Here is an 18,109-nt window from a genome sequence, read left to right as displayed (position 1 = left end):
ACATGAAGGCGTACGCAGCGGTCGACCTCGGCGCGTCCAGTGGGCGGGTCATGGTCGGCCGTGTCGGGCCGGACTCCCTGGAGTTGGCGGAGGCCCACCGTTTTCCCAACCGGCCCGTCCGCACTCCCGAGGGGCTGCGCTGGGACATCCTCGCGCTGTACGCGGGTGTCCTCGACGGACTCCGGGCGGCGGGTCCGGCTGTCGATTCCGTCGGCATCGACAGCTGGGCCGTGGACTACGGCCTGTTGGACGCGGACGGGGCGTTGCTGGGCAATCCCGTGCACTATCGGGACGCCCGCACGGAGGGGGTCGCCGAGAAGGTGTGGGCGACCGTACCGGCGGGCGAGCTGTACGCGTCGACCGGGTTGCAGTACGCGCCCTTCAACACCCTGTACCAGCTGACGGCGGCCCGCGACTCGGCTCAACTGGCGCACGCCGAGCGCCTGTTGCTCATCCCCGATCTGCTGTCCTACTGGCTCACCGGGGAGCAGGGCACCGAGCTGACCAACGCATCCACCACCCAGCTCATCGATCCCCGGACGCGCGACTGGTCGTACGACATCGCCTCGCGGCTCGGTATCGACCTCGGGCTGTTCGCGCCCCTTCGGCAGCCGGGGGATTCGGCGGGGATGCTGCGGGCCGAGGTGTTGGAGGAGACGGGGCTCAGCGGGCCCGTGCCGGTCACGGTGGTCGGGTCGCACGACACGGCCTCCGCCGTCGCCGCCGTTCCGGCCGTTGCGGAGCGGTTCGCCTATATCTGTACCGGGACCTGGTCCCTGGCCGGGCTGGAACTCGATGCGCCCGTGCTGACCGAGGCGAGTCGGGCCGCCAACTTCACCAATGAGCTGGGGCTCGACGGCACGGTCCGCTATCTGCGCAACATCATGGGGTTGTGGCTGCTTCAGGAGTGTGTACGGGCCTGGGGCGAGCCGGAGTTGGGCGAGTTGCTGCGCGGGGCGGCCAGGGTGCCGGCGTTGCGGTCGGTGGTGGACGCGGGTGACGCGGTGTTTCTGGCGCCGGGGCGGATGCCGGAGCGGATCGCGGACGCGTGCCGTGGTTCGGGGCAGCCGGTGCCGGAGTCCCGGGCCGAGATCACGCGCTGCATCCTCGACTCGTTGGCGCTCGCGCATCGGCGGGCGGTCGATGAGGCGCAGGTGCTCGCCGATCATCCGGTCGATGTCGTGCACATCGTCGGGGGCGGTACGCGCAACGCGCTGCTGTGCCAACTGACCGCCGACGCCTGCGGGTTGCCGGTGGTGGCGGGGCCCACGGAGGCGGCGGCGCTGGGCAATGTGCTCGTTCAGGCGCGGGCCCACGGGCTCGTCGGTGACCTGGCCGGGATGCGGGGGCTGCTCGCCCGTACCCAGCCGTCGACCCGGTACGAACCGCAGGGCGGCACCGCCCGCTGGCGCGCCGCGGAGGCCCGGCTCGCCGCCCGGTGAACCAAGGACCCGAGCACAATGGTCTCCGGCTCGCCGGCTCCGCTCGCCGTGCGCCGAGACGGGGGCTCCCCCAGACGGTGACCTCCGACTACGCTGCATCCATCCGATGATCGACCACTAAGGAGCCGCGATGCGTGTCGCCCTGTTCCTGACTTGCGTCAACGACACGCTGTATCCGGACACCGGGCGCGCCGTGGTGAAACTGCTGACCAGACTGGGCGTCGAGGTCGACTTCCCGATGGCGCAGACCTGCTGCGGACAGGCGCACTACAACACCGGCTACCGCCATGAGGCCGAACCCCTCGCCCGGCATTTCTCCGATGTCTTCGGGGAGTACGAGGCGATCGTCACGCCGTCCGGGTCGTGCGGGGCGATGGTGCGGGAACTGTATCCCCGGATGGGGGAAAGGGCACGGGCGGAGGGGCGCGGGGACACCCTCGCGGCCACGCTGGCGCCGGTCGTGCCGAAGACGTACGAGCTGACCGAGTTCCTTGTGGACGTGCTCGGGGTGACCGATGTGGGTGCCTGCTATCCGCACAAGGTGACCTATCACCCCACCTGCCACGGGCTGCGCAGCCTGGGACTCGGCGACCGGCCGCTCAGGCTCCTCCAGGCCGTCAAGGGGCTGGAGTTGGTCGAGCTGCCGGGTGCCGACGAGTGCTGCGGCTTCGGCGGGACGTTCGCGGTGAAGAACGCCGACGTCTCGGCCGCGATGGGCGCCGACAAGGTGCGCAACGCCCAGTCGACGGGGGCTGAGGTGCTGTGCGCCGCGGACAACTCCTGTCTGATGCACATCGGCGGCACGATGGCCCGGCTCCACACCGACATGCGGCCCGTGCACATCGCCGAGATCCTGGCCGCCACGGAAGCCTCCAGCGAAGAGGACTCACGCTCATGAGCGGCACGTTCGTCGGTATGCCCGCGTTCCCGGCCTTCCCCGTGGCCGCGCACGAGGCCGTCAACAACCAGACCCTGCGAGGCAATCTGCGGCACGCCACCCACACGATCCGCGCCAAACGCGCCAAGGCCGTCGCCGAGGTCTCGGACTGGGCCGAGCTGCGTGAGGCCGGCAAGCAGATCAAGGACCACACGCTCCGTCATCTCGACCGCTATCTGGTCCAGTTGGAGGAGTCGGTGACCGCGGCCGGGGGTGTCGTCCACTGGGCCGCCGACGCGGAGGAGGCCAACCGGATCGTCGTCCGACTCGTCCAGGAGACGGGCGAGTCGGAGGTCGTGAAGGTCAAGTCGATGGCCACGCAGGAGATCGGGCTCAACGAGGCCCTGGAGGCGGAGGGCATCCGCGCCTACGAGACCGATCTCGCCGAGCTGATCGTGCAGTTGGGCAAGGACCGGCCCTCGCACATCCTGGTCCCCGCGATCCACCGCAACCGGGGTGAGATCCGGGAGATCTTCGCCCGCGAGATGAGTGAGTGGGGGCGCCCTGCGCCGGAGGGTCTGACGGACACGCCCGCCGAACTCGCCGAGGCCGCCCGTCTCCACCTCCGCGAGAAGTTCCTGCGCGCCAAAGTCGGTGTATCCGGCGCCAACTTCATGGTCGCCGACACCGGCACGCTCGTCGTCGTCGAGTCCGAGGGCAACGGCCGGATGTGCCTCACCCTCCCCGAGACGCTGATCTCGGTCGTCGGCATCGAGAAGATCGTGCCCACCTGGCAGGACCTGGAGGTGTTCCTGCAGACCCTCCCCCGCTCCTCGACCGCCGAGCGCATGAACCCGTACACCAGCACCTGGACGGGTACGACCGACGGCGACGGCCCGCGCGTCTTCCACCTGGTGCTGCTCGACAACGGCCGCAGCGACACCCTCGCCGACGAGGTCGGCCGCCAGGCCCTGCGCTGCATCCGCTGCTCGGCCTGCCTGAATGTCTGCCCGGTGTACGAACGGGCCGGCGGCCACGCCTACGGCTCGGTCTACCCGGGCCCGATCGGCGCGATCCTCAGCCCCCAACTCCGGGGCACGGCAAGCGAGATCGACGCCTCGCTGCCGTACGCCTCGTCGCTGTGCGGTGCCTGCTACGAGGTGTGCCCGGTCGCCATCGACATCCCGGAGGTGCTGGTGCATCTGCGGGAGCGGGTCGTGGAGGGCGGGCCGGTGACCCGTGAGGGCAACAAGGTGGTGCTGCGGCCGGCGAAGGGGCATGCCGCCGAGCGGGCCGCCATGCGGGCGGCGCGCTGGACGTTCAGCCACCCGGGCGCCCTGCGCACCGGCCAGCGGCTCGCCTCCCGCACCCGCCGCTTCCATCCCCGGTCACTGCCCGGCCCCGGTAAGGCCTGGAGCGGTACCCGGGAGCTGCCGGCCGTGCCCGCGGAGCCGTTCCGCGACTGGTGGCAGCGCACGAACGGTGGAAAGGACGGTGCCAAGTGAGCAGCAGGGAACGGATCCTGGGCCGCGTGCAGCGCGCGCTCGCGGATGTGAGAGAGGACGACCCGGCGTACGAGCAGGCCGTCCAGCGGGACTATCTGCGGGAGCACGGAGACCGGACCGTCGAGCAGACGGTCGATCTGCTGGCCGAGAACCTGGCGGACTACCGGGCGATCGTGCACCGGTGCACGGAGGCCGAACTGGGCGCCACGATCGCCGGGTTGCTCGCCGAGCGGGGTTCAGGGACCGTCGTCGTACCGCGCGGTCTGGATCCCTCCTGGCTCGCGGCGGCCGATGTCGAGCGGATCGCGGACCGGGCCGAGAACACCCCGCATGAGCTGGACCGGGTCGACAGTGTGGTCACGGCGTGCGCGGTGGCCGCCGCCGAGACCGGCACCATCGTCCTGGACGGCAGCCCCGACCAGGGCCGCCGTCGGATCACCCTCATCCCCGACCACCACATCTGTGTCGTACGGGTGCCGGACCAGGTCGTCTCCTCGGTGCCCCAGGCGCTCCAACGCCTCGACCCCACCCGCCCGTTGACCTGGATCTCCGGTCCGTCGGCGACCAGTGACATCGAGCTGGACCGGGTCGAGGGGGTGCACGGTCCGCGCACCCTGGAGGTGGTGCTGGTGAGCGATCAGCCGAGCGTGGAGGTCAACTCGTAGCTCCCCGAGGGGAGTTCGAAGGAAGCCGTGCCGTCCGCGAAACCGAGGAACTGAACGCCCTCCGCCTTGGCGAGGGGTGTTCCGTGCTCGCGGACGGTGGACGGGTCGACGGTGGGGATGCGCAGGGTCGCCGTGCTGTTGGCGGGGACGACCGCCCGGTACGTCAGCTCCCCCTCCCGCGCGGCCCATTCGCTCACGATCTCGCCGTAGGGAGAGAGGTGCGAGCCGGTCACCCGGGTGATCCTCCCCGTGGGGTCGAGGTGCGGCCGGAGGAAGAAGTGGCGGAAGCCCGGGTGGGCCGGGTCCTTGGCGATGCCGGCCATGCTCTCGTACATCCACTCCACGATCGCGCCGTAGGAGTAGTGGTTGAAGGAGTTCATGTCGACCGGACCGAAGCCGTCCTCCTTGGAGTAGGAGTTCCAGCGCTCCCAGACGGTGGTGGCGCCGTTGGCCACCGAGTAGAGCCAGGACGGCATCGCGTTCTGGTGGAGGAGGCGGTACGCCAGGTCGACACGGCCCTCGTCGGTGAGGACGGGCGCGATGACGTTCACGCCGAGGAAGCCGACGGAGAGGGTGTTCTCGGCGTACTGGACGCGGGTGCTGTCGGGGTGGGCCGCCTTGTAGGCATCGCTGTTGCCGATGTTGTCGGCGAGCAGGGTGACGAGTTGGCGGCGCTGGTCCTCCGTGTCGTAGAAGCCGAGTTTGAGGGTCCAGAGCAGGGCGGTCTGGGTGTCGTCCTCGGTCTTTCCCGCGCTGTTGCCGGGTGTGTACGGCGGTGGTTCGCCGAGGCTGGAGCGGACGGTGATCCGGCCCGAACCAGGCTCGGTGGCAAGATACTTGGTGATGAAGGCCCGCTTGATGCGGGTGAAGAGTTCCTCGTGGGCGGCGGCTTCGGCGGTGCGGCCGGTGGCGTGGGCCATGTCGGCCATCAGTCGGGCGCTGTAGCCGTAGTAGGCGTCGCTGATGAGTTGCGTGCTGGTGATCTGGAAGGCGAGCCAGTCGCCGAAGATAGCGCCCCGGCCGGCCCAGGTGTCGCCGGTCGCGTGCCGGATCCAGTCGACGTACTTGGTCATCGCCGCCCAACTGCGGTCGATGATCGTGGTGTCGCCGGTCATCTGCCACACCGTCCAGGGCACGACCACTCCGCAGTCCGCCCAGCCGCTCGCCGGGAGCGGGTGGCTGAATCGGTGGCTGGGGGCGACCCAGGGGAACTGGGCGCCGTCCGCGCCGAAGAGGCGCTGTGAGTCGATCAGGGTGTCCTGGAAGTGGCTGAGGAAGGTGACCGAATCGGCGTTGTAGAGGCCGGTGTTGGCGAAGAGCTGGGTGTCGCCGGTCCAGCCGAGGCGTTCGTCGCGCTGGGGGCAGTCGGTGGGGATCCAGAGGTAGTTGCCGCGCTGGCCCCAACGGACGTTGCTGATCAGCCGGTTGACGTCGGTGTCGTCGGTGGTGACGGTGCCGATGTCACGGAGCGCGGAGGTGGCGACCCGGCCGGTGAGTCCGGCGAGGGTGACGGTGTCGGTCGTGGTGACCGAGACATAGCGGAAGCCGTAGAAGGTCAGCGAGTCCTGGTGGGTCTCGCCGGCCGGGTCGCCCTTGAGGATGTAGGTGCTGGTGGTCTGCGCGGTGCGCAGGTTGGCCCGGTAGACGGAGCCGACCGGGCCGTCGGCGCCCGCGCTGTCGTCGTTGAGGAACTCCCCTGGCTTGCAGACGACTTGGGCGCCCGCCGGGCCGCGCACTGTGTAGCGGGGCACACCGACGAGGTTCTGACCGAGGTCGATGACGGTGGTGTCGCCGGGGTGCAGGGTGACGGAGGCGGTGGCCGCCAGGTCGGGGTCGGTGACCGTGCGGGCGGGGTCGACGACGATCCGGCCCCTGCCGTTCGCGCTGCCCTCCTGGTCGGTCACACCGGTGTAGACGGTGACCGAGCGCGGCTCGCGGTCCCAACTCGGCACCAGGCGGGCGCTCTCACCGGAGTGGGAGACCAACCGGGCTTCGGGGAAGGGGTGGTCGTGCTCCTCGACGGCTGACCAGCCGGTGGCGTCGAAGCCGTTCGCCGTCCAGCCCGGGAGTTCCCGGCGGGCGTCGTAGGTCTGGCCGTCGTAGATGTCGTCGGCGCGGTAGGGGCCGGTGTCGGTGGCTCGCCAGTCCTCGTCGGGTGCGGTGACGATCGTCTGGGTGCAGCCGTCGGCGTAGCGGATGAGCAGTTTCGCCTTCAGGGCGAGGGAGTTGCCGTCGACCGCGTAGTAGGGGCTGTTCTCGGAGATGCGGCTGTTGTACCAGCCGTTGCCGAGCGCGGCGGCGAGGGTGACCTGGGACGAGTCCTGTGACGGGTCCGTCAGCAGGGCGGTGACGTCGTAGGTGAAGTACTCGACGGTGGTCTCGTAGTTGGTCCAGCCGGGGGTCAGGAGTTCATGGGTCGTGCCGTCGCCGTGCGGCACCGCGACCCGTTCGCCGTTGACGTGGGCCTCGTACACGCCGAGTGCGGACACGTACAGCCGGGCCTCGCTCACCCGCTCGCCGGTCAAAGCGCTCTGGAGGCGCAGGAGGGGTGCGCCCGCGCTGTTCGGCCGCTTGCCGGCCATGCCGATCCACCGTGCGCCGTCCCAGCCGGTGACTCCGTCGGTGCTGCGCAGACCGGTCTCGAAGAAGGCGGTGCGGGTGGCCGAGACGGCGCCGGGGGTGGCGGAGACGGCTTCGCCGTGCTCGTCCCACACCGTCACCGTCCAGTGGTAGCGGGTCGCGGCGTGGAGTTCGGGGCCCGTGTACTGGATCGCGACCGAGTCCGGCGAGTCGACGCGGCCGGTGTCCCAGACGTCGGCCCGGTCGTCGGTCAGGTGCGCGGGTGAGGAGGCGACCTGGATGCGGTACGCGGTCTGGCGGCGGCCACGCGCGTCGGACACCATGCGCCACCCGAACCTCGGGTGGTCCGCGTCCACGCCGAGCGGGTCGGTGCGGTGCTCCACCGTGAGGCCCGACACGGTGGTGCCGGAAACGGCGACTGCGTCGTTCATGCCCTGTCCCTTCGGCCCGCCGAGAGACGGAGTTGTATCGGTTCAGTCCGTCCGATGGTCGAAAATAGTGCGGTAAAAGGCGTGTGTCCACCTCCTCGACAGCACGGGATTTGAAACATTTCAAAACCGGAGCGAGCACGTCACCAGCCAGTAGGCCCTCGTTGATGGGCGGTGTCGGACCGGCGCCGTTAGCGTGAGGTCATGATCCGGTTCGAGCAGGTCAGCAAGCGGTATCCGGACGGTACGACGGCCGTGGACGGGCTGTCCTTCGAGGTGAACGAGGGCGAACTCGTCACGCTCGTGGGCCCGTCCGGCTGCGGCAAGACGACGACCATGATGATGGTCAACCGGCTCATCGAGCCCACCTCTGGCCGGATCCTCGTGAACGGCGAGGACATCGCCTCCGTCGACCCGGTGCAGCTGCGCCGCCGGATCGGATACGTCATCCAGCAGGTGGGCCTCTTCCCGCATCGCACCGTGCTCGACAACACGGCGACCGTGCCGTCCCTGGTCGGCTGGAAGCGGGCCAAGGCGCGGGAGCGGGCCGCCGAACTGCTCGACCTGGTTGGCCTGGACCCGAAGACCTACGGGTCGCGCTACCCGGAGCAGTTGTCGGGCGGTCAGCGGCAACGCGTCGGGGTGGCGCGGGCACTGGCCGCCGATCCGCCGGTGCTGCTGATGGACGAGCCGTTCGGTGCTGTCGACCCCGTGGTGCGGGAGCAGTTGCAGGACGAGTTCCTGCGGATGCAGGCCACCGTGCGCAAGACGGTGCTGCTGGTCACGCACGACATCGAGGAGGCGGTACGGCTCGGTGACCGTATCGCCGTGTACGGGCAGGGGCGGATCGAGCAGTACGACACTCCGGGCGCGGTGCTCGGCAAGCCGGCGACGCCGTATGTCGCGTCGTTCGTGGGCGCGGACCGGGGGCTGAAACGGCTGTCGGTCACGGCGATCGAGCCCGACGACCTGGAGCAGCCGCCGGTCGCCCGGGTCGACGAACTGGCGCAGACGGCGGCCGAGCGGCTGCGGGTCGAGGGCGCGCGGTGGGCCGTGGTCCTGGACGCGCAGGGGGAGCTGCAGGGGTGGGTCAAGGCCGACGAACTCTCGGCCGGCGGCACGGTCGGGGAACGCGCGCACCGCATGAACGCGTGGGTGCCGGTCGGCGCCCCGCTGAAGCAGGCGTTCGGTGTGATGCTCCAGCACGACGCCGGGTGGGTCGCCGTGCTGGACGGTGCGCGCTTCCTCGGCGTGCTCACTCCGGCGAAGCTGCACGAGGCGTTGCGGCGCTCCGTGGACGCGGACGCCCTGGGAGTGCCGCGCGGGCAGGTGGACTTCGACTCGGTGGCGGACGCGTGAGGGTCGGTTCCCGGCTCAGGAGGGCTCAGGAGTAGGTGATGGGGCAGCCCTGTCGCAACGAGTGCTGGGCGGCTCGCAGGTACAGGGCCACGTAGAAGGCCGTGTCCAGGTCCTCGCTCCAGCGGCCGGGGCTGGTGGCGGCCAGTTCCTCCGCCTCGCCCTCCAGGAACCAGAAGGTGAGCGCGAGGTTCTCGGTCGCCTCCGGTACCTCGGCGGGCAACTCCAGGGCCGCCGCCAGGCGTTCGGCGAGGGCCAGCACCTGGGGCGCTCCCGCGATCACCGTCTCGTCCGCGTACGCGGAGCCGATCGGCAGCCGTATCTCCGCGTCGAGCGAGACCGGCACCAGCACCGTCCAGTCGCCGATCAACGCACGCTCCTCAGCAGTCAGTCGAGCACGGCAGAGCGCGTCGAAACCCTTCATGGAGGGGCTCAGTTTCTCCTCGAAGCCCAGGACCCCCTCCCGCTCCGGCGCGGCTGCATACGGCGGTAGCCCGCGCCGGCTCAGCTCCGCGTCGAGTCCCTTGGCGATCGCCCCCATTCCCCCTTCCCCCGTGTCCTCACGCAGCCACTCTCCAACACCGACATCGATCAGATAGACACCCATGCCCGAAAGCTACAACCCGCCACTGACAACGGCCCGAACCTCACTTCAACAGACCCTTGTCCTTCAGATACGTCCGCGCCACGTCCTGCGCCAACCGCCGCCAGCTGTCGACCTGTTGGTTCATCGATGCCAGGTCGGCCGTGGTGAGGACGTCGTTGAGTTTCCCCAGTGCCTTGGTCACGCCGGGGCTCCCCGCACGGGAGCGGTTGACGACCGGGACGACGTAGTCGGCGTTCTGGAGGTGCTTGTCGTCGGCGAGGAGGACGAGGCCGAACTCGTCGAGGGTGGCGTCGGTGGTCGTGGTCAGCACCATCTGGTCCTGACCGTTCCGCACCGCGCTCTTGGCCTGGGTCGTGCCGACGCCCTTCGGGTCGACGGCGGTGATGTCGATGCCGTAGGTCTTCTTCAACCCCGGTTCGCAGTACGGTCGTTGGACGCATTCGTCGCCCGCCGCGAGCCGCACCTTCAGTCCCGAGGCGCCCAGGTCGCTGAGGGTCTTGAGGTGGTGTTCCCGCGCGTACGAGCGGGCCACCGCGAAGGCGTTCTGGTCGACGGCCTTCCCGGGGTCGAGGACCGTGAGGCCCCGGGGCGTGGCGAGTCGGCGCAAGGCCTTCATGGTGGTGGTGAGGTCGGGTGAGCCGACGGCCGGGGCGTCGGGGCCGTTGGTCTTGGCGTTGAGCCAGTCGGCGAAGGTGGCCGCGTACTCGGGTACGACGTCGATCTGCCCTGATTCCAGGGCGGGTTCGTAGAGTTCGCGGTTGGCGACGGTGAGCAGGGACGTCTTGTAGCCGGCCTGCTTCAGCAGCAGCGAGTACATCTGGGCGAGCAGGTCGCTCTCGGTGAATCCGGCCGAGCCGATGGTGAGGTGGTGGCTGTCGCCGGGTGGTGCGGTGACGGCGCTCTGGTTCTCCAGGGAGGGTCCGGTCGAGCAGCCGGTGGCCGCCAGGAGCAGCACGGCCGCGACGGTGTGCCGCCTCATCGCGCTCCCCTCGCCCAGCGCGGCGACAGCCGCTCGGCGACCTCGAAGACGCCCTCGACGAGCAGCGCGAACACGGCGACGAGGACGGCTCCGGCGACCACCTGCGCGGTGTTGGCGAGGTTGAAGCCGGCGGTGATGATGCGGCCGAGTCCGCCGCCGCCCGCGAGTGCGGCGATGGTGGCGGTCGCGACGAGTTGGACGGCCGCGATCCGTACGCCGTTCATCAACAGCGGGAGCGAGAGCGGCAGTTCGACGCGGAACAGCATCTGACGGCCTGTCATCCCCATGCCGCGCGCGGCCCGCACCACATCGCGGTCGACCTCGCGCATGCCGACGTAGGCGTTGGTGAGCAGCGGCGGTACGGCGAACAGGACGAGGGCGACGACCGTGGGTCCCTCACCCCAGTCGCCGATCGGGGTGAGGAGCAGCAGGACCAGTACGGCGAAGGTGGGTACCGCGCGGCCGATGTTGGAGATGTTGACGGCGAGCGCGCCGCCCTTGCCGAGGTGGCCGAGGACGAGCGCGACCGGGAGCGCGATCAGACAGCTGATGACCAGGCAGACGACGGTGAGGACGAGGTGCTGCGCGAGCCGGTGCCAGATGCCGTCGTCGCCGCTCCAGTGGGCGGAGTCGGTGAGCCAGTGCCAGGCGTCGGTGAGGGTGTTCATCCGCGCACCGCCCTCGTCCAGGGGGTGATGAGCCGTTGCACGAGCAGCAGGAGCAGGTCGGCGGCGATCGCGATCACCACGCACAGCACGGACGCGGTGAGCACCTGTGCCTTGAAGTAGGTGTTCATGCCCGCGTAGATGAGGTTGCCGAGTCCCCCGAAACCGACGATCGCGCCGACCGTCACCAGCGAGACCGCCGAGACGGTGGCGATGCGCAGGCCGGCCATCGCGGCGGGGAGGGCGAGGGGCAGTTCCACGGTGAGGAGGAGGCGGATCGGGCCGTAGCCCATGCCGCGTGCGGCCTGTCGGGTCTCCTCGGGTACGGCGCGCAGGCCCGCGAGGATGTTGCGGACGAGCAGGGTGAGGGAGTAGAGGACCAGTCCGGCGACCACGAGGGTGGCCGAGAGGCCGTAGACGGGAAGCAGGAGCGAGAACATCGCCAGGGACGGGATCGTGTAGAGGATCGTCGTGACGGCGAGGACCGGTCCCGCGGCCCAGCCCCAGCGGCGGGCCACGACCGCGAGGGGTAGGGCGACGGCCAGGCCGATGAGCACCGAGACCGCGGTCAGCTGGAGGTGCTGGCCGACCGCGTCGAGGAGGATGTGGCGGCGGGTGCTCAGATACTCGCCGCAGATCCACTCGTTGCGGGCGAGGCAGTCGTCCGGGGGCGCGGTCACCTCACCATTGCATCGGGCGGGCCGGGGTGCGGCCCGTTCTGGTGACCCGTACGGGCGTCGGTCAGGGGTTCCAGTAGGTGGCGAGGGAGGCGACGAAGACCGCCGCCGAGGTGAGGACCACGAGTTGGGCGGCGGCCGTGGTCCAGAGGCGGCAGGCGATCGCCAGGCCGACGGTCACGGCCTCGACGCGGCAGAGGAAGACGACGCAGTGGTACTGGTAGGACGCGCCCGTGGAGTCCATCACCCCGGCGTAGCCCATCCAGTCCTCGGTGAAGATGCCGTCGCCGCCGAGCAGGAGGATCACCGCGACGAGGAGGACGTCGAGGCCGACGAGCAGCGCGCACGCGATGGCATCGGCCCGCCGGTGTGCGGGCGAGCGGCGCAGGACGCGCTGCGGGAAGCGGTCGACGGGGATGCTCTGGTCCGTCATCGGGTGCCTCCGGTGGTGCGCCACGGTCCGACGCCGAGTCTGCCGGTGGTCCCGAGGTCGAGGCCGCCGTCCGGCTTCAGGAGGAGCTGCAGCGAACCGGACCGCGCCGCGACCGTCAGATACGGCACGGAGGTCGGGCCGTCGAGGCCGGTGGTCGTGTTGCGCCACAGCAGGCCGGCGGAGGCGGTCTCGCCGGGTGCCAGTGTCACCGGGCCCGGCGGGTCGTCGAATCCGGTCACCGTGGCGATGCCGCCGCTGCCGTGGACCACCGTGACGCCGGTGAGGCGCTGCTGGTCCTGGTCGTACAGCCGGATCTCGGGGTAGCCCTGGACGCGGTAGGCGCGGGTGCCGCAGTTCACCAGGGTGAGGTCCATCGCGCGCAGGCCCAGCGCGGGGTTCACCGGTCCGGCGGTGACCCGGATGCCCTCCTCCGGGCAGACCGGGTTCGACATCGACCATCCGGCGGCGGGATCGTCGTAGGCCACTGCTGAGACCGTCCAGATGACGGACCCGACGAGCAGTCCCACCAGCGTGACCAGCACGGCGTCGTACACGCTTCTCGGCATCCGCTGAGTCGATCAAGACGGGCCCGGCACCGCTGTGGCGGAGGCCACACCTCCGGTCACAGCCCTGTCACAGCGGGTCCCGCGCACCCGACCCCGGGGGTGTCGCTGAGTACACCCCGCGATACGGGTTCTGCGCCCAATGTGCGTACTGCGCGCGCTCCGTAGCGTCGTTCTCGAGGCACAGGGCGTGCCGCACGGAGGGTGATGGCGATGTTTCGCACCGCACGACGGACGCACGACAAGGGACCCGCCGCCGAGGCGCTGCGGCTGGTCAAGGTCAGTAAGACCTACGGCCATGACGACAGCGCCGTGACCGCGCTGGACGGGGTCACGCTGAGCCTGGAGCGCGGGACTTTCACGGCGGTGATGGGGCCTTCGGGGTCCGGGAAGTCGACGCTGTTGCAGTGCGCGGCGGGGCTCGACCGGCCGGACAGCGGGATCGTGATGGTCGACGGCGCGGAGCTGACGGGCGGCAGCGAGGCCGAGTTGACTCGGTTCCGGCGGGGGCGGATCGGGTTCGTGTTCCAGCAGTACAACCTCCTCGACACGCTCACCGTGGCGCAGAACACCGTGCTGCCGCTGAAGCTGGCCGGGCGGCGCGTCGACCGTGAGCGGGCCCGGGAGGTGCTCACCGCGGTCGGTCTCGGGGACCGGCTCGGCCACCGCCCCGACCAGCTCTCCGGCGGTCAGCGGCAGCGGGTCGCGATCGCCCGCGCGCTGGTCACCGAGCCCCGGGTGATCTTCGCGGACGAGCCGACCGGCGCCCTGGACACGCGCAGCGCGCGGGACGTGCTGCTGCTGTTGCGCGAGGCGGTGCGGGTGCACGGGCGGACCGTGGTGATGGTGACGCACGACCCGGTCGCGGCCTCGTACGCCGACTCGGTGGTGTTCCTCGCGGACGGCAGGCTCGCCGGCCGGATGCACGCGCCGACCGTCGACGCGGTGGCCGAGCGGCTGGCGCACCTGGGCGACGACGTGACGGTGGGGGTGTGAGCGATGTTCGTACTGGCGATGCGTTCGATCCGGCAACGGCCGGGGCGGTTCCTGGCGACACTGCTGGCCGCGTTCCTCGGCGCGGCGATCATCATGACGTTCGACTCGCTGCAGGACACGGCGGCACAGCACGGCATCGACTCGGTCAGCTCCGAGACGCTGTCCACGTCGGCGAGTGTCGTCGGCGGCTACGGCACGCTGCTGGTGTTCTTCGCCGTGGCGTCGACGCTGACGGTCAACGTGCGGCAGCGCACCAGGGAGTTGGAGACCCTGCGCTGCTCGGGGGCGACCCCGGCACAGCTCAAGCGGATGGTCGTGGGTGAGGCGGTGGCGGTCGCCGTGCTGGGCGCGCTCCTCGCCGTCGGTCCGGCGATGCTCGGCGGACGTGCACTGCTCGGGGTGTTCCAGGACAGCGGCCAGGTGGCGCGGTCCGTCGACTACTCCTTCGGTCCCTACGCCCTCCAGTCCGGCCTCGGCATCACCCTGCTCGCCTCGGCGGGCGCCGCGTTCCTGGCCGTACGGCGGGCGACGCGCGGGCGTCAACAGCCGGGCCGGGGAAGGACGTTCCTCGCGTACGGCGCGCTGGTCGCGGGTGTGGTGTCGGTGTCGTCGACCTTCGCGTTCTCCGCGACGGACGCGGCGCTGATGGCGGCACCGGCGTACGGGGCGATCCTGCTCTCGGTGGGGCTGGCGCTACTGGCGCCCCGGCTGCTGAAGTTGCTGCTCGACCGCCTCGAACTGGCGGGCGCGAGCGGCTGGTTGGCCGTCCGCAATCTGCGCGAGCGGGCCGACCAGCTGGCCGGGATCCTGATGTCGTTGATCCTGTTCACGGCGGTGTCCACGGCGACGCTCTACATGCAGGCGGTGGAGAGCGACGCGGTGCAGGCCTCGGGGCTGACGAAGTCGGTCGACGCGAAGAACCTGGAGACGCTCAACTTCACGGTCGTCGGCATCGTCGTGGTCTTCGTCTGCGTGATGCTCGTCAACTCCCTGTACGCGGCGACGACTTACCGCGCCCGGGAGTTCGGCGGACAGCGCCTGGCCGGCGCGACTCCGGGACAGGTGCTGCGCACGGTGGGCACCGAGACGGCGATCCTCACGATCGCCGGAGTTCTGTCCGGCACGGTGGCCGCGCTGGCGGGGATCATCCCGTTCACCATGGTCCGCACGGACTCGGTGCTGCCGCACCAGGGACTCGGCATCTGGCTGGCGGTCGTCGCGGTGGCGGCGACGGTGACACTGGGGACGAGCCTGCTGACGGCACGGCGGGTGCTGCGGACTTCGGCGGTGGAGTCGGTGGCACTGGCCGCGTGAGCACGACGGAAGTTCGGGTGGGGGCAGTCGCTACGGCGACTGCCCCCACCTCACGTCTACTTCGCGTGTCCTCGTCGCACGTCTACTTCACGCCCGCCGCGTCCAGCAGGATCGCCACGGTCTGTGTCGTCAGCCCATCGTCGAGTGTCTCCACCTTCGCTCCGGCGCGGGCGCTCGCCCCATCGAAGACCAGCATCAACTGCCGGGCCAGCAGGGCGGGATCGTGCGCGCCACCCAGCTCGGCCTGGACGCGGAAGGCCTCCTGCAACGCCTCCTTGGCGGCGCGGGCGACGACACTCGCCGGATGCTCGGGATCCTTCAGCTCGACCAGTGCGGCGAGAAAGGGGCAGCCCATGTACTCGGGCGCGGTCGAGGACTTCTCCGCATGCTCGAAGACGTACAGGATGCGCTCGCGGGGCGTACCGGCGTCATCAGGACCAGGCATGAGCCGCGCCGCGTAGCCGGGGGCGCGGCGTTCCAGGCTCGCGGCGAGGACCTGGTCCTTGCTGTCGAAGAGCTGGTACATCGACCGTTTCGAGACTCCGGCGGACCGGCACAGCGCCTCGACGCCGATGGAGACGCCGTCGCGGTAGAAGAGCTCGGCCGCCGCGTCGAGCAGCCGGTCTCGGGGGGACGCCTTGTCTGTCGTGGCCATACTGCGAGGTTACCGCGCTGGACGCCAAGAGGAAACCGATCGGTGTACTCGCTTGCGCAGAGGCCCGCTCCCGGGTGACAGTGAAGGTGAGCAAGCGCTTGGATACGCCGCGCACCAACACACCACCCGTGATCCGCCGGAGGCCCCGTGTTCCGTTCCGTCGACGAAGTCGCCGCGCGCCTCGCCGAGACCGGCTATCTGGCCTCGCCCGCCGTCGCCACGACCGTGTTCCTCGCCGACCGCCTCGGCAAGCCGCTGCTCGTCGAGGGCCCGGCCGGCGTCGGCAAGACGGAGCTGGCCAAGGCCGTCGCCGAGGTCGCCGGGGCGGAACTGGTCCGGCTCCAGTGCTACGAGGGCGTCGACGAGTCCCGCGCGCTCTACGAGTGGAACCACGCCAAGCAGCTGCTGCGCATCAGCGCGGGCCGCGACGAGAGCTGGGACGAGACCCGTACCGACATCTTCAGCGAGGAGTTCCTGCTCCCCCGCCCGCTGCTCACCGCGATCCGGGGAGACGAGCCGAAGGTTCTGCTGATCGACGAGACCGACAAGGCGGACGTCGAGGTGGAGGGCCTGCTGCTGGAGGTGCTCAGCGACTTCCAGGTCACCGTCCCGGAGCTGGGCACGATCACCGCGACCCGCCGCCCCTTCGTGGTCCTCACCTCGAACGCCAGCCGCGAACTCTCCGAGGCCCTGCGCCGCCGCTGCCTGTTCCTCCATATCGGCTTCCCCGACGAGGAGTTGGAGCGTCGGATCGTACGGCTGAAGGTGCCGGGGCTCGGCGAGACGCTGGCCGAGTCGGTGGTCCGGGTGGTCGGGGCGCTGCGGGAGATGGAGCTGCGGAAGGTGCCGTCGGTGGCCGAGACCATCGACTGGGCCCGCACCCTCCTGGCCCTCGGCGCCGACACACTCGACGAGACGGTCGTACGGGACACCCTCGGCGTGCTCCTCAAGCACCAGGACGACATCCTCAGGGCGGCGGCGAAGCTCGACCTGGACGCGGTGTGACCGCCACCGAGGTCACCGATGTCGCCGAGCGGCTGACGGGCCTCGTCGCGGCGCTGCGTGCGCACGGTCTGCGGATCGGGACCGGCGAGACCGTCGACGCGGCGCTGGCGATGGAGGCGCTCGGGTTCACGGACCGGGAGCTGCTGCGCGAGGGGCTGGCCGCGACGCTGCTGCACGGGAACGCCCAACGCCCCGTGTTCGACCCGGTCTTCGACCTCTACTTCCCGCGCGGCATCGGAGCACCGCAGGGCGACGCCACCGGCCGCGACGACCTCCGCGACCGGCTCGCGGCGGCGCTGGCCGCCAACGACCGGGCGTTGATGGGGCAGTTGGCGGCGGAGGCCGTCGACGGTTTCGGCGGCTACGGCAACTCCCCCACGACGGACGGCTGGTCCTCGCACCAGACCCTGGAGTGGCTGCGCCCGCAGACGCTGCTGGCTCGGGTGCGGACGAGCATCCGGGCGCAGGGCGGAGACGCCGGGTTCACCGACCGGCTGCTCGACGACGAGATCCGGCAGCGCATCGAGGGCTTTCGGCGCCAGGTCGCAGCGGAGGCGCGGCGCCGGGTCGCCGAGCGGCGCGGCCGGGACCAGATCGCCCGCCGGGCGGTGGCGCCGACGGCCGACCGCGTCGACTTCCTGTTCGCAGGGCGGGCTCAACTGGCCGAGCTGCGCAGGGCGGTTCAGCCGCTGGCCCGGAAGCTGGCCACCCGGCTCGCCGCCCGCCGGCGCCGCGCCTCCCGGGGCACGATCGACCTCCGCCGCACCCTGCGCGGTTCGCTGTCCACGGGCGGGGTGCCGATGCGGCCGGTGCTGCGCCGACGCCGGCCGGTCCGGCCCGAACTGGTGCTGCTGTGCGATGTGTCGGGCTCGGTGTCGGGCTTCTCCGACTTCACGATGCTGCTGGTGCAGGCGCTGCACGACCAGTTCAGCAAGGTCCGTGTGTTCGCCTTCGTCAACCGCCTCGACGAGGTGACCGGACTGCTCGCACACGGCACGGCCGACCCCGAGGGGCTCGGCACCCGCATCCGCGCCGAGGCCACCCTCACCGGCTGGCACGGAAGCAGCGACTACGGCGTCGCCCTGGGCGAGTTCGCGGAGCGCTACGGCGACGCGGTCGGCCCGCGCACGACCGTGTTCGTCCTCGGCGACGCCCGCACCAACATGAGCGACCCGAATCTCCCGGCCGTCCGGCACATCGCCCAACGGGCCCGCCGCGTCTACTGGTTGAACCCCGAGCAGCGCTCCCAGTGGGGCACCGGCGACTCGGCCGCGCCGGACTACGTGGAACTGGTCGAGATGCACGAGTGCCGGAACGCGAAGCAACTCAGCGCGCTGGTCGGGCGGTTGCTGCCGATCTGAG

17 protein-coding genes are annotated in these 18,109 nt (G+C 70.7%); 9 read left to right on the top strand and 8 right to left on the bottom strand.

From position 1 onward, the window contains the following. The first annotated feature begins 2 nt into the window (after window positions 1-2). The 4 genes from JHN45_RS02115 to JHN45_RS02100 all read left to right on the top strand — a co-directional run bounded on the left by JHN45_RS02115 (window position 3) and on the right by JHN45_RS02100 (window position 4,489). Complete coding sequence (locus JHN45_RS02115; RefSeq protein ID WP_201047786.1) at window positions 3-1,442, top strand: rhamnulokinase family protein; 1,440 nt, start codon at window positions 3-5, stop codon at window positions 1,440-1,442. A 130-nt stretch (window positions 1,443-1,572) separates the two neighbouring features. Continuing rightward, window positions 1,573-2,340, top strand: coding sequence for a (Fe-S)-binding protein (locus JHN45_RS02110; protein WP_200710112.1), 768 nt, complete (start codon window positions 1,573-1,575; stop codon window positions 2,338-2,340). Further along, a complete protein-coding gene (locus JHN45_RS02105) occupies window positions 2,337-3,824 on the top strand; it encodes a LutB/LldF family L-lactate oxidation iron-sulfur protein (protein WP_200710111.1) in 1,488 nt (495 codons plus the stop codon). The genes JHN45_RS02110 and JHN45_RS02105 overlap by 4 nt, the downstream gene beginning before the upstream one ends. Continuing rightward, complete coding sequence (locus JHN45_RS02100; RefSeq protein WP_201047753.1) at window positions 3,821-4,489, top strand: LUD domain-containing protein; 669 nt, start codon at window positions 3,821-3,823, stop codon at window positions 4,487-4,489. The genes JHN45_RS02105 and JHN45_RS02100 overlap by 4 nt, the downstream gene beginning before the upstream one ends. Here JHN45_RS02100 and JHN45_RS02095 read toward each other — a convergent pair. Beyond that, on the bottom strand, window positions 4,462-7,500 hold the full coding sequence (locus JHN45_RS02095) for an alpha-L-rhamnosidase (protein WP_201047752.1): 3,039 nt from the start codon (window positions 7,498-7,500) through the stop codon (window positions 4,462-4,464). The two genes, JHN45_RS02100 and JHN45_RS02095, sit on opposite strands and share 28 nt — an antisense overlap. A 201-nt stretch (window positions 7,501-7,701) precedes the next feature. On the opposite strand from JHN45_RS02095, the gene JHN45_RS02090 reads away from it, so the two are divergent. Then, window positions 7,702-8,856, top strand: a complete 1,155-nt coding sequence (locus tag JHN45_RS02090; protein WP_201047751.1) for an ABC transporter ATP-binding protein — start codon at window positions 7,702-7,704, stop codon at window positions 8,854-8,856. A gap of 25 nt (window positions 8,857-8,881) precedes the next feature. On the opposite strand, the gene JHN45_RS02085 is transcribed toward JHN45_RS02090, so the two are convergent. The 6 genes from JHN45_RS02085 to JHN45_RS02060 all read right to left on the bottom strand — a co-directional run bounded on the left by JHN45_RS02085 (window position 8,882) and on the right by JHN45_RS02060 (window position 12,780). Next, window positions 8,882-9,460, bottom strand: coding sequence for a hypothetical protein (locus JHN45_RS02085; protein ID WP_201047750.1), 579 nt, complete (start codon window positions 9,458-9,460; stop codon window positions 8,882-8,884). A gap of 40 nt (window positions 9,461-9,500) precedes the next feature. Beyond that, entirely contained in the window at window positions 9,501-10,439 is a 939-nt protein-coding gene (locus JHN45_RS02080; RefSeq protein ID WP_200710106.1) for an ABC transporter substrate-binding protein, read from the bottom strand. Further along, on the bottom strand, window positions 10,436-11,107 hold the full coding sequence (locus JHN45_RS02075; protein ID WP_200710105.1) for an ABC transporter permease: 672 nt from the start codon (window positions 11,105-11,107) through the stop codon (window positions 10,436-10,438). The genes JHN45_RS02080 and JHN45_RS02075 overlap by 4 nt, the downstream gene beginning before the upstream one ends. After that, window positions 11,104-11,784: an ABC transporter permease gene (locus JHN45_RS02070; protein WP_201047749.1), complete on the bottom strand. Its 681-nt coding sequence runs from the start codon at window positions 11,782-11,784 to the stop codon at window positions 11,104-11,106. The genes JHN45_RS02075 and JHN45_RS02070 overlap by 4 nt, the downstream gene beginning before the upstream one ends. Before the next feature lie 61 nt (window positions 11,785-11,845). After that, a complete protein-coding gene (locus JHN45_RS02065; protein WP_201047748.1) occupies window positions 11,846-12,214 on the bottom strand; it encodes a hypothetical protein in 369 nt (122 codons plus the stop codon). Beyond that, the gene (locus tag JHN45_RS02060) at window positions 12,211-12,780 is read right to left on the bottom strand and encodes a DUF4232 domain-containing protein (protein ID WP_201047747.1); all 570 of its coding nucleotides are present in this window, start codon (window positions 12,778-12,780) and stop codon (window positions 12,211-12,213) included. The genes JHN45_RS02065 and JHN45_RS02060 overlap by 4 nt, the downstream gene beginning before the upstream one ends. A gap of 210 nt (window positions 12,781-12,990) precedes the next feature. Between JHN45_RS02060 and JHN45_RS02055 the strand changes: the two genes are divergently transcribed. Both JHN45_RS02055 and JHN45_RS02050 read left to right on the top strand, forming a co-directional pair. Then, entirely contained in the window at window positions 12,991-13,773 is a 783-nt protein-coding gene (locus JHN45_RS02055; protein WP_201047746.1) for an ABC transporter ATP-binding protein, read from the top strand. 3 nt (window positions 13,774-13,776) lie between these two features. Beyond that, window positions 13,777-15,087, top strand: coding sequence for an FtsX-like permease family protein (locus JHN45_RS02050; RefSeq protein ID WP_201047745.1), 1,311 nt, complete (start codon window positions 13,777-13,779; stop codon window positions 15,085-15,087). Window positions 15,088-15,169: 82 nt separating this feature from the next. On the opposite strand, the gene JHN45_RS02045 is transcribed toward JHN45_RS02050, so the two are convergent. Next, window positions 15,170-15,742, bottom strand: coding sequence for a TetR/AcrR family transcriptional regulator (locus JHN45_RS02045; RefSeq protein WP_201047744.1), 573 nt, complete (start codon window positions 15,740-15,742; stop codon window positions 15,170-15,172). Window positions 15,743-15,889: 147 nt separating this feature from the next. Here JHN45_RS02045 and JHN45_RS02040 point away from each other — a divergent pair, with 147 nt between their 5' ends. Continuing rightward, a complete protein-coding gene (locus JHN45_RS02040; RefSeq protein WP_201047743.1) occupies window positions 15,890-16,747 on the top strand; it encodes a MoxR family ATPase in 858 nt (285 codons plus the stop codon). Continuing rightward, the gene (locus JHN45_RS02035; protein WP_201047742.1) at window positions 16,744-18,108 is read left to right on the top strand and encodes a VWA domain-containing protein; all 1,365 of its coding nucleotides are present in this window, start codon (window positions 16,744-16,746) and stop codon (window positions 18,106-18,108) included. Before JHN45_RS02040 ends, JHN45_RS02035 begins: the two co-directional genes overlap by 4 nt. The last annotated feature ends 1 nt before the right edge of the window (window position 18,109 follow it).

This window comes from Streptomyces sp. MBT53, from assembly GCF_016654115.1.
Lineage (GTDB): Bacteria > Actinomycetota > Actinomycetes > Streptomycetales > Streptomycetaceae > Streptomyces.
The sequence above is the reverse complement of the archived record's forward strand: the minus strand, read 5'-3'. Positions and strand labels throughout refer to the sequence as shown.

What these genes read in the sequence shown, in the direction of transcription:
- JHN45_RS02115 (WP_201047786.1), top strand. Translation starts at nt 3, where the DNA reads ATGAAGGCGTACGCAGCGGTCGACCTCGGCGCGTCCAGTGGGCGGGTC.
- JHN45_RS02110 (WP_200710112.1), top strand. Translation starts at nt 1,573, where the DNA reads ATGCGTGTCGCCCTGTTCCTGACTTGCGTCAACGACACGCTGTATCCG.
- JHN45_RS02105 (WP_200710111.1), top strand. Translation starts at nt 2,337, where the DNA reads ATGAGCGGCACGTTCGTCGGTATGCCCGCGTTCCCGGCCTTCCCCGTG.
- JHN45_RS02095 (WP_201047752.1), bottom strand. Translation starts at nt 7,500, where the DNA reads ATGAACGACGCAGTCGCCGTTTCCGGCACCACCGTGTCGGGCCTCACG.
- JHN45_RS02090 (WP_201047751.1), top strand. Translation starts at nt 7,702, where the DNA reads ATGATCCGGTTCGAGCAGGTCAGCAAGCGGTATCCGGACGGTACGACG.
- JHN45_RS02085 (WP_201047750.1), bottom strand. Translation starts at nt 9,460, where the DNA reads ATGGGTGTCTATCTGATCGATGTCGGTGTTGGAGAGTGGCTGCGTGAG.
- JHN45_RS02080 (WP_200710106.1), bottom strand. Translation starts at nt 10,439, where the DNA reads ATGAGGCGGCACACCGTCGCGGCCGTGCTGCTCCTGGCGGCCACCGGC.
- JHN45_RS02075 (WP_200710105.1), bottom strand. Translation starts at nt 11,107, where the DNA reads ATGAACACCCTCACCGACGCCTGGCACTGGCTCACCGACTCCGCCCAC.
- JHN45_RS02065 (WP_201047748.1), bottom strand. Translation starts at nt 12,214, where the DNA reads ATGACGGACCAGAGCATCCCCGTCGACCGCTTCCCGCAGCGCGTCCTG.
- JHN45_RS02060 (WP_201047747.1), bottom strand. Translation starts at nt 12,780, where the DNA reads ATGCCGAGAAGCGTGTACGACGCCGTGCTGGTCACGCTGGTGGGACTG.
- JHN45_RS02055 (WP_201047746.1), top strand. Translation starts at nt 12,991, where the DNA reads ATGTTTCGCACCGCACGACGGACGCACGACAAGGGACCCGCCGCCGAG.
- JHN45_RS02050 (WP_201047745.1), top strand. Translation starts at nt 13,777, where the DNA reads ATGTTCGTACTGGCGATGCGTTCGATCCGGCAACGGCCGGGGCGGTTC.
- JHN45_RS02045 (WP_201047744.1), bottom strand. Translation starts at nt 15,742, where the DNA reads ATGGCCACGACAGACAAGGCGTCCCCCCGAGACCGGCTGCTCGACGCG.